Consider the following 8,831-nt stretch of genomic DNA (forward strand, 5'->3'; position numbering starts at 1 on the left):
GCCGTCCCGCCCGAGAGCGCGGGACGACCGGGACGTAGCGCAGCTTGGTAGCGCACTTGACTGGGGGTCAAGGGGTCGCAGGTTCAAATCCTGTCGTCCCGACGCATGCACGGAACGGCCGGACCGCCGGCACTCCGGCAAGGGCGGCGGCCGAGACCGGGGCGATGTCACAGCACAGTCTCTGACCTCCGCTCCGGCCCCTCATCACCTTCGACCGAACACCGGGCGCCCGCCGGGGCGGAGCGCCGGTGCCCGGTGCGTCAGCGGCTCAGAGGTCGGACAGTCCCAGCTCGCGGGCGATCAGCATGCGCTGCACCTCGCTGGTGCCCTCGCCGATCTCCAGGATCTTGGCGTCGCGGTAGAAACGGCCGACGGGGTATTCGTTCATGAACCCGTAGCCGCCGAAGATCTGGGTGGCGTCCCGGGCGTTGTCCATGGCCGCGTCGCCGGCGACGAGCTTGGCGATGGCCGCCTCCTTCTTGAACGGCTCCCCGGCCAGCATCTTCTCCGCCGCGTGGTAGTAGGCCAGGCGGGCGGTGTGGGTGCGGACCTCCATGTCGGCGACCTTGAACTGGATGGCCTGGTAGTGGCCGATCGGGTGGCCGAACGCATGGCGCTCGCGCACGTAGCGCAGGCACTCGTCCACGCATCCCTGGGCCAGGCCGACCGAGAGGGCGGCGATCGCGACGCGGCCCTCGTCGAGGGTCTGCAGGAACTGCGCGTAGCCCCGGCCCCGCTCGCCGAGCAGGTTCTCCGCCGGGACCCGGCAGTCGGTGAAGGCCAGTTCGCGGGTGTCGGAGCAGTTCCAGCCGACTTTGGAGTATTTCTTCGAGACGGTGAAGCCCGGCGTCCCGGACGGCACCAGGATCGTGGAGATCTCCGGCCTGCCGTCGGCGCGCTCGCCGGTGATGGCGGCCACTCCGACGAAACCGGTGATGTCGGTGCCGGAGTTGGTGATGAACGCCTTGGAACCGTTGATCACCCACTCGTCGCCGTCCAGCACGGCCGTGGTCCGCATGCCGCCGGGCACGTCGGAGCCGCCGCCCGGCTCGGTCAGGCCGAACGCGCCCAGCGTCTCGCCCGACGTCAGCCGGGGCAGCCACTGGGCCCGCTGCTCCGCCGTGCCGAACCGGTAGATCGGCATCGCACCCAGCGACACCGCGGCCTCCACCGTGATGGAGACGCTGGAGTCGACCCTGGCCAGCTCCTCCAGGGCCAGGCAGAGCGCGAAGTAGTCTCCGCCCATGCCGCCGTACTCCTCGGGGATCGGCAGCCCGAACAGGCCCATCGCGCCCATCTGCCGCACGATGTCGTAGGGGAACTCCGCACGCTCGTAGAGGTCCCCGATCACCGGGGCCACCACGTCGTGGGCGAACGCCTCGACGGTCTTGCGGAGGTCTTCGTAGTCCTCGTTGAGCTTGGGCATCGTCACTCCTTGACGTTTCGGTCGGTCGTCGGGCGGGCCGGGCCGGTGCCCATGGCCTGGACGACCCGTGAAGGGCTGGGCCGGCCGAGCTCGGCGGCCAGCCAGGTGCTGGTCTCCACCAGCGATTCGAGGTTCAGTCCGGTCTCGACGCCGAGGCCGTGCAGCATCCACACCAGGTCCTCGGTGGCGAGGTTGCCGGTGGCGCTCTCGGCGTACGGGCAGCCGCCGATGCCTCCGGTGGAGGCGTCCACCACGGTCACGCCCTCGCGGAGGGCGGCGAGGGTGTTGGCCAGCGCCTGGCCGTAGGTGTCGTGGAAGTGCACCGCCAGGCGGGAGGGTCCGCCGAAGGCCCCGATCAGCGCGGCCACGTGCCCCGGGGTGCCGACGCCGACGGTGTCGCCCAGCGACAGCTCGGCGCAGCCGAGGTCGAGCAGCCTGCGGCCGACGGCGACCACCTGGCCGATCGGCGTGGGCCCCTCCCACGGATCGCCGAAGCACATCGAGACGTACGCCCTGACCTTCAGCCCGTGCTCCAGCGCCCGCGCGACCACGGGCTCGAACATCTCGAACTGCGACTCCAGCGTCCGGTTGAGGTTCTTGCGGGCGAACGTCTCGGTGGCGCTGGCGAAGACCGCGATCTCCTGGACGCCGTGCTCCAGCGCCCGGTCGAGGCCGCGCTCGTTCGGCACCAGCACCGGGTAGCGCACCCCGGGCACCCGCTCCATGCCCGCCAGCAGCTCCGAGGCGTCGGCGAGCTGGGGCACCCATTTGGGGTGCACGAAGCTGGTCGTCTCGATGACACGGTGCCCGGCGGCGGCCAGCCGGGCGACGAACTCGGCCTTGACCTCGACGGGGACGACCACCGGCTCGTTCTGCAGCCCGTCCCTGGGCCCGACCTCGTAGACCGTGACCCGCTCCGGCAGCCCCGCCGCCCGGACCATGTACGGCTCCCGCATCATGACTCCTCCGGCTCCGCCGGGAACCCGTCCGGCTCCCGTGTCACGCCCGTCCGCCCCGCCGTCGCGGCCCCGTACGGCTCCCGCATCACGCCTCCCCGTCCCGCCGGACGACCGCCAGCACCGCGTCCATGTCGACCGCCTGCCCGGCACGGGCCGGCAGTTCGGCGATCACTCCGTCGACCGGCGCGGTCACGGTGTGCTCCATCTTCATGGCCTCGACGATGAGCAGCGGCTGCCCCTCGGCGACCCGCTCCCCGGCCGTCACCTTGACCACGAGGACCGTGCCGGGCATCGGGCTGCGGACCACCCCGTCCCCGGTGCCGCCCGCGCCCGCCCGGTCGCCGGGGTCGCCGAGGTGGTGCCGGGTGAGCGCCCAGGCGTTCCCGTCGCGGCCCAGCCAGACGGTGTCGCCGTCCCGGGCGACGGCGTAGCGCCGCCGGGTCCCGCCGAGGGTGACCAGCAGCTCGTCGCCGTCTCCCGACAGGCTCGCCCGTACGGCCTCCCGGTCCGCGGGCAGGCGGACCTCGGCTCCGGCCGCGGACCCGGGCAGCCCCCGCACCAGCACCTCGGCCACGCCGTCACGGCTCTCCAGCCGCCAGGTGGTCCACGCCGCCTCGCCCAGCCGCCAGCCGTCGGGCACCTCCCACGGGTCGGCCGGCGCCGCGGGCACGCGCTCGCGGTGCAGGACCAGGGCCGCCGCGGCCAGGACGTCGGCGGGGACGGCCTCGTGGGGGACCAGCGCGTCGAGGTGCCGCTCGACCAGACCGGTGTCGAGCTCTCCGGCGGCCACCCGCGGATGGGTGACCAGCGCGCGCAGGAAGGCGATGTTGGTCGGCACGCCCAGCACGGTCGTCGCGGCGAGCGCCCCGTCCAGCCGGCGCAGCGCGCTCGCCCGGTCCGGCCCCCAGGCGATGACCTTCGACAGCATCGGGTCGTAGTCGCTGCCGACCACGCCGCCGGCCATCAGGCTGGAGTCCACCCGGACGTCGCCGGGCTCGCGCAGCGCCAGGATCCGGCCGCCGGTCGGCAGGAAGCCGCGGGAGGGGTCTTCGGCGTAGACGCGGGCCTCGACGGCGTGGCCGCGCAGCCGTACCTCGTCCTGGGTGAACGGGAGCGGCTCCCCGGCGGCGACCCTGATCTGGAGCTCGACCAGATCCAGGCCGGTGACCAGCTCGGTGACCGGGTGCTCGACCTGGAGGCGGGTGTTCATCTCCATGAAGTAGTAGTCACCGCTCGCGCCCTCGACGATGAACTCCACCGTCCCGGCGCCGACGTAGCCGACGGATCTGGCGGCCTCGACCGCCGCCGCGCCCATGGCCGCCCGGGCCGCGGCGTCGAGCAGCGGGGAGGGCGCCTCTTCGATGATCTTCTGGTGGCGGCGCTGGAGGCTGCACTCGCGCTCGCCCAGGTGGACGACGTTGCCGTGCGTGTCGGCCAGCACCTGGATCTCGATGTGGCGGGGGTTGTCCACATACCGCTCGATCAGCAGGGTCGCGTCGCCGAACGCGGCGGCCGCCGTACGGCGGGCGGAGTCCAGCGCCTCCGGCAGCTCCGCGGCCGCGCGCACCAGCACCATGCCCTTGCCGCCGCCGCCCGCCGAGGGCTTGATCAGCGCGGGGAAGCCGATCCGTCCGGCGGCGTCGATCAGGTCGTCGCCGGGTTCGGCGCCGCCGGGGACGACCGGGACCCCGGCCGCCGAGACGGTGGCCTTGGCGCGGATCTTGTCGCCCATGGCCTCGATGGCCGACGGCGGCGGGCCGATGAACACCAGCCCGGCCTCGGCGCACCGCCGGGCGAAGGCCGTGTTCTCGGCCAGGAAGCCGTATCCGGGGTGCACGGCCTGGGCCCCGGAGGCCGCGGCGGCCTCCAGGATCCGGTCCGCGTCGAGGTAGCCGCCGCCGAGCCGGAGCGCGACGTCGGCCTCACGGACGTGCCGCGCGCCGGCGTCGGCGTCGCTGTGGACGGCGACGGAGCGGATGCCCATCTCCCGGAGCGTGCGGATGATCCGCAGGGCGATCTCGCCCCGGTTGGCGATGAGGACGGTGTCGAACATCATGAGCGGCCCCCGCGAGGCGGTTGGGGAGCGGGTGAGTGGGTCATGGGGCGGTCACATCCGGAAGACGCCGTAGCCGACGGGGTCGAGAGGGGCGTTGGCCGAGGCCGACAGGGCCAGGCCGAGGACGGTGCGGGTGTCGAGGGGGTCGATGACGCCGTCGTCCCAGAGGCGGGCGGTGGAGTAGTAGGGGTTGCCCTGGTCCTCGTACTGCCTGCGGATGGCGTCGGGGTCGGCGTTGCCGACCGTGGAGAGCACGTTCGCGGCCTGCTCGCCGCCCATCACGGAGATGCGCGCGTTGGGCCACATCCACAGGAACCGGGGGGAGTAGGCGCGCCCGGCCATCGCGTAGTTGCCCGCGCCGAACGAGCCGCCGACGACCACGGTGAACTTGGGCACCCGGGCGCAGGCGACGGCGGTGACCATCTTGGCGCCGTGCTTGGCGATGCCCCCGGCCTCGTAGGCCTTGCCGACCATGAACCCGCTGATGTTCTGCAGGAACACCAGGGGGACGGCGCGGCGGTCGCACAGCTCGATGAAGTGCGCGCCCTTGAGCGCGGACTCGCCGAACAGGATGCCGTTGTTGGCCACGATCCCGACCGGGTGGCCGTGGATGTGGGCGAAGCCGGTGACGAGTGTGGCACCGTACTCGGCCTTGAACTCCAGGAACCGGCTGCCGTCCACGACGCGGGCGATGATCTCACGCACGTCGTACGGCGTGCGGGTGTCGGCGGGGACGATCCCGTAGAGGTCGCGGGGATCGTGGGCCGGCTCCTCGGTGGGGACGCGCTGCCAGGGCGCCGGGGAGCGCGGGGCGAGGGTGGCCACGATGTCGCGGACGATCCGCAGCGCGTGGGGGTCGTCCTCGGCGAGGTGGTCGGTGACGCCGCTGACCCGGGCGTGCAGGTCGCCGCCGCCCAGCTCCTCGGCGGTGACCTCCTCCCCGGTCGCCGCCTTCACCAGCGGCGGGCCGCCCAGGAAGATCGTGCCCTGGTTGCGGACGATCACCGCCTCGTCGCTCATCGCCGGGACGTAGGCGCCGCCCGCGGTGCAGGAGCCGAGCACCGCGGCGATCTGCGGGATGCCGCGCGCCGACATGGTGGCCTGGTTGTAGAAGATGCGGCCGAAGTGCTCGCGGTCGGGGAAGACCTCGTCCTGCTTGGGCAGGAACGCGCCGCCGGAGTCGACGAGGTAGACGCACGGCAGGTTGTTGTGGAGGGCGACCTCCTGGGCCCGCAGGTGCTTCTTGACCGTGACCGGGTAGTAGGTGCCGCCCTTGACCGTGGCGTCGTTGGCGACGACCACGCATTCGCGGCCGGAGACGCGGCCCACGCCGGTGATGATCCCGGCCGCGGGGGCCTCGTCGCCGTACAGTCCGTTGGCGGCGAGCTGGGAGAGCTCCAGGAAACGCGAGCCCGGGTCGAGCAGGGTGTCCACCCGGTCGCGGGGCAGCAGCTTGCCCCGCGAGACGTGCCTGGCCCGTGACTTCTCCGGACCCCCCAGCCCCGCGGCCGCGAGCCGTTCTCGCAGGTCGGCGGCCAGGCGCTCGTTGACTTCCGCGTTGCCCTTGAACTCCTCGCCGCCCGGGTCGCAGGTGCTTCGCAGCACCGGCCAGCCACTCATGCGAGCCTCCTGTCCGGCTCCGTCGCCGTGAGTTAGCGGTCACTAACTTCACCATCGATGTTAGTCATCATTAACGTCACCGTCTACCATGCGAGATGTGACGACTGCCCAGACCTCCTCCCGCAACCGAGGGTCCCGGCGCGCGGAGATCCTGGAGGCCGCCGCCGAGCTGTTCGCGGCCCGCGGCTTCCACGGCACCTCCATCGAGGACATCGGCGGCGCGGTCGGCACCTCGGGCCCCGCCCTCTACCGGCACTTCAGCGGCAAGGAGGCCCTGCTGGCGGAGATGCTGCTGGACATCAGCGAGCGTCTGCACACCTCGGCGGCGGGCCGCGTGACCGGGGCCCCCGACGCCGAGCACGCCCTCGACTCGCTGCTGACCGGCCAGATCGAGTTCGCGCTCAGCCATCCCGCGCTGATCACCGTGCACGACCGCGAACTGGGCAACGTCCCCGAGCCCGCCCGCCGCCAGATCCGCCGCCTGCAGCGCCTCTACGTGGAGGAGTGGGTCACCGTGCTGAGCGAGCTCTACCCGGCCTGCCCCCCGCCGCGCCTGCGCGCCGCGACCCACGCCGTCTTCGGCCTGCTCAACTCCACCCCGCACAGCGCGGGCGAGCTCACGTCCGAGGCGATGGCCCAGCTGCTGCGGGGCATGGCCCGCACCGCGCTCGCCGCGGTGCAAAGTTAGCGCCTATTAACATCAAGGGATCCCCAACGGGCGGGTCCCCCGGGTGACGCCCGTGGCCGTCCGCCCGGCGGCCACGGGCGTCACCGTCTCAGCCGCTCTCGTGGCGGCGCTGGCACTCCATGCAGAAACGGGCCAGGGGCCGGGCCTTCAGCCGTTCGAAGGGGATGCCCAGACCGCAGCCGTCGCACCGGCCGTAGGTCAGCTCGGCGATGTCCTGCAGCGCGTGGCGCACGACGGCGGTGCTCCGCTCGGCGGAGACGATGTCGGCCAGGAGCTCCGGCTTCGCCGAGACCTCCAGCGCGTCGTCGTTCACCGCGGCCTCCAGCTCGGCGAGCTGCTTGGTCCAGCGGAACAGCTGCTCTTCGAGCTCCTCACGGAGGATGCCGAGCTGGACGGCGCTGAGGTGGATGTCGACAGACATGATGTTCGGGTCCTTTCGGAAGACGCGTGAAGCGAAGAAGACACGTGAAGCGGTGAAGGTGAAGAAGGTGAAGAGGCGCGCGAGTGTCGGAGCGCACCGAGGACGACGTCCGGTCCGGCCACGGGCGTGCCGACCGGCCCCGGTCACCGGACGTGACGGCCCGGCCGACTCACCGGACGTGACGGCCCAGCCGACTCACCGGACGTGACAGGCCGGCCGGCTCACCGGAGGTGACGGCCCGGTCCGGCCGCGGGCACAGCCCGGCTCCGGGACCGCGCCCCGCGCCGCCGCCCCGGAGGACGGCGTGGCATACGCGGACGGCACGGCAGGCGCAGGCAGCACGGACGGCGCAGGCAGCACGGACAGCCCGGCGCGCGGACGGCACCGCGCCGGGTACGGCAGGCCCGTCACGGCCACCGCGGCGCGACGGACGCCCCGCGTGCCGGCAGAGGCCGGCCGCCCGGAGTCCAGCCGTCCGGCCGTCCGGTCGGCATGCCGATCCCGGTGGCCCGCCCGGCATGTCCGCGCCGAGGACGGGTCCGGCCCGCCCGTCGCCACGGACTCCGGCATGTGGCCGCCCCGGCGGGGCGGTCCCGGACGGCGAGCCGCCCGCACCACATGGCCCGGGACCCCTGCCGGGCCCGCGGCCCGGTGGAGACCGGAGAAGCCCGGTGAGACCGGAGAAGAGGAGGGTCTAGGAGAGTGGAGGGCTGCGCAGGGTGACGATCCGCTGGACCGTACGCCGGGGATTGGCCGCCGGGCCCGCGTTCAGCCAGGCGAGCAGCAGCAGGACGGGGGACGCCACGGCGGCGACCACGGCCAGGAGGTGACGGAGCTGCCCCGGCGTCGGCAGGTGCTCCGTCCCGCTCGGCGCGGTCGACTGGTGCGCGCCGGCGGGCGGCGGGACCCAGAGACCGGTGTCGGCCACGGTGGGACGCCATCCGCCGGACCACGGGGAAGGGGCGACGGCGGACAGGACGACGGCAAGAACGAGGCCCACCACGGCCGCTGCGGCAGTGGGCCTGGGTGTGACCCACCGCGGTTCCCTCATCGTCTCGACCATAGCCCACTCCCCGTGAAAGGGCACTTCACGCGGAGGGTCACATGGGCAGGGGCGCGGGGGCGACCGCCGGGGGGCCCGTCACCATCGGCCGGGGGGCCGGGACGCGTTCCATGGGGAGCGGGATCACCGACACGCAGTCGTACTGGGGACACGGCGCGGTGACGCACTTCTTTGGGGAGGGCACGCAGATCCGGCCGGCGCCGCAACGGGCGGTCGCGCACGAGGATGTGGGCGGGCAGGCGACGGCCGCCCGGACGGCCGGCGCCGCGGCGCCGAAGACCTGCGGACCGGCCGCCCACGCGGCCGGCGCGGCGACCGTCAGTCCGGCCGCGACGGCCGCGGCCAGGGTCAGTTCTCGAAGCATCTCTCCCCCGTTGGCATGATCGGCTCCGGCTCTCAGACGATGCTCGCACCGGCCGTGTCTGCTACCGGCAAAGCGACGCCCCGCAATCGGAGCGCTTGTCCCCTGCTCTCCTGTGTCCCCCCGGAGCGCCTATCCCCGGAGCGTTGTCCCTTCGGAGCGTCTGCTCCCGGAGCGCTTGTCTCCTGGAGCGTGCGGACCCCTTCTGGAGCATGCGAGCGGCCCGGGTGCTCGAGC

General features: G+C 73.2%; 8 protein-coding genes and 1 tRNA gene. 2 read left to right on the forward strand and 7 right to left on the reverse strand.

Annotated features, from left to right (window positions below; all coding sequences use genetic code 11):
* The first annotated feature begins 28 nt into the window (after nt 1-28).
* Nucleotides 29-102: transfer RNA gene (locus ACWDS7_RS43955), tRNA-Pro, on the forward strand.
* Between the two features lie 166 nt (nt 103-268).
* Here the strand turns inward: ACWDS7_RS43955 and ACWDS7_RS43960 are convergent.
* From ACWDS7_RS43960 to ACWDS7_RS43975, 4 genes are all read right to left on the reverse strand, one after another.
* Nucleotides 269-1,426: an acyl-CoA dehydrogenase family protein gene (locus ACWDS7_RS43960; protein ID WP_370879717.1), complete on the reverse strand. Its 1,158-nt coding sequence runs from the start codon at nt 1,424-1,426 to the stop codon at nt 269-271.
* A gap of 2 nt (nt 1,427-1,428) precedes the next feature.
* Nucleotides 1,429-2,385 (reverse strand): hydroxymethylglutaryl-CoA lyase, encoded by a 957-nt coding sequence (locus ACWDS7_RS43965; RefSeq protein ID WP_451934136.1) that lies wholly within the window; start codon nt 2,383-2,385, stop codon nt 1,429-1,431.
* Between the two features lie 85 nt (nt 2,386-2,470).
* Nucleotides 2,471-4,438: an acetyl/propionyl/methylcrotonyl-CoA carboxylase subunit alpha gene (locus ACWDS7_RS43970; protein ID WP_451934140.1), complete on the reverse strand. Its 1,968-nt coding sequence runs from the start codon at nt 4,436-4,438 to the stop codon at nt 2,471-2,473.
* 54 nt (nt 4,439-4,492) lie between these two features.
* Nucleotides 4,493-6,061 carry a carboxyl transferase domain-containing protein gene (locus tag ACWDS7_RS43975; RefSeq protein WP_451934137.1) on the reverse strand — a complete coding sequence of 523 codons (1,569 nt, stop codon included), beginning with the start codon at nt 6,059-6,061 and terminating at the stop codon, nt 4,493-4,495.
* 88 nt (nt 6,062-6,149) lie between these two features.
* Here ACWDS7_RS43975 and ACWDS7_RS43980 point away from each other — a divergent pair, with 88 nt between their 5' ends.
* The gene (locus ACWDS7_RS43980; protein ID WP_306868179.1) at nt 6,150-6,749 is read left to right on the forward strand and encodes an SACE_7040 family transcriptional regulator; all 600 of its coding nucleotides are present in this window, start codon (nt 6,150-6,152) and stop codon (nt 6,747-6,749) included.
* Between the two features lie 88 nt (nt 6,750-6,837).
* Here the strand turns inward: ACWDS7_RS43980 and ACWDS7_RS43985 are convergent, their stop codons facing one another.
* The 3 genes from ACWDS7_RS43985 to ACWDS7_RS43995 all read right to left on the reverse strand — a co-directional run bounded on the left by ACWDS7_RS43985 (nt 6,838) and on the right by ACWDS7_RS43995 (nt 8,597).
* Nucleotides 6,838-7,170 (reverse strand): TraR/DksA family transcriptional regulator, encoded by a 333-nt coding sequence (locus ACWDS7_RS43985; protein WP_306868177.1) that lies wholly within the window; start codon nt 7,168-7,170, stop codon nt 6,838-6,840.
* A gap of 694 nt (nt 7,171-7,864) precedes the next feature.
* Entirely contained in the window at nt 7,865-8,221 is a 357-nt protein-coding gene (locus ACWDS7_RS43990) for a hypothetical protein (RefSeq protein WP_451934138.1), read from the reverse strand.
* Nucleotides 8,222-8,270: 49 nt separating this feature from the next.
* Nucleotides 8,271-8,597: a hypothetical protein gene (locus ACWDS7_RS43995; RefSeq protein ID WP_451934139.1), complete on the reverse strand. Its 327-nt coding sequence runs from the start codon at nt 8,595-8,597 to the stop codon at nt 8,271-8,273.
* Nucleotides 8,598-8,831 lie beyond the last annotated feature (234 nt).

The sequence above is a fragment of the Streptosporangium sp. NPDC003464 genome (assembly GCF_053588315.1).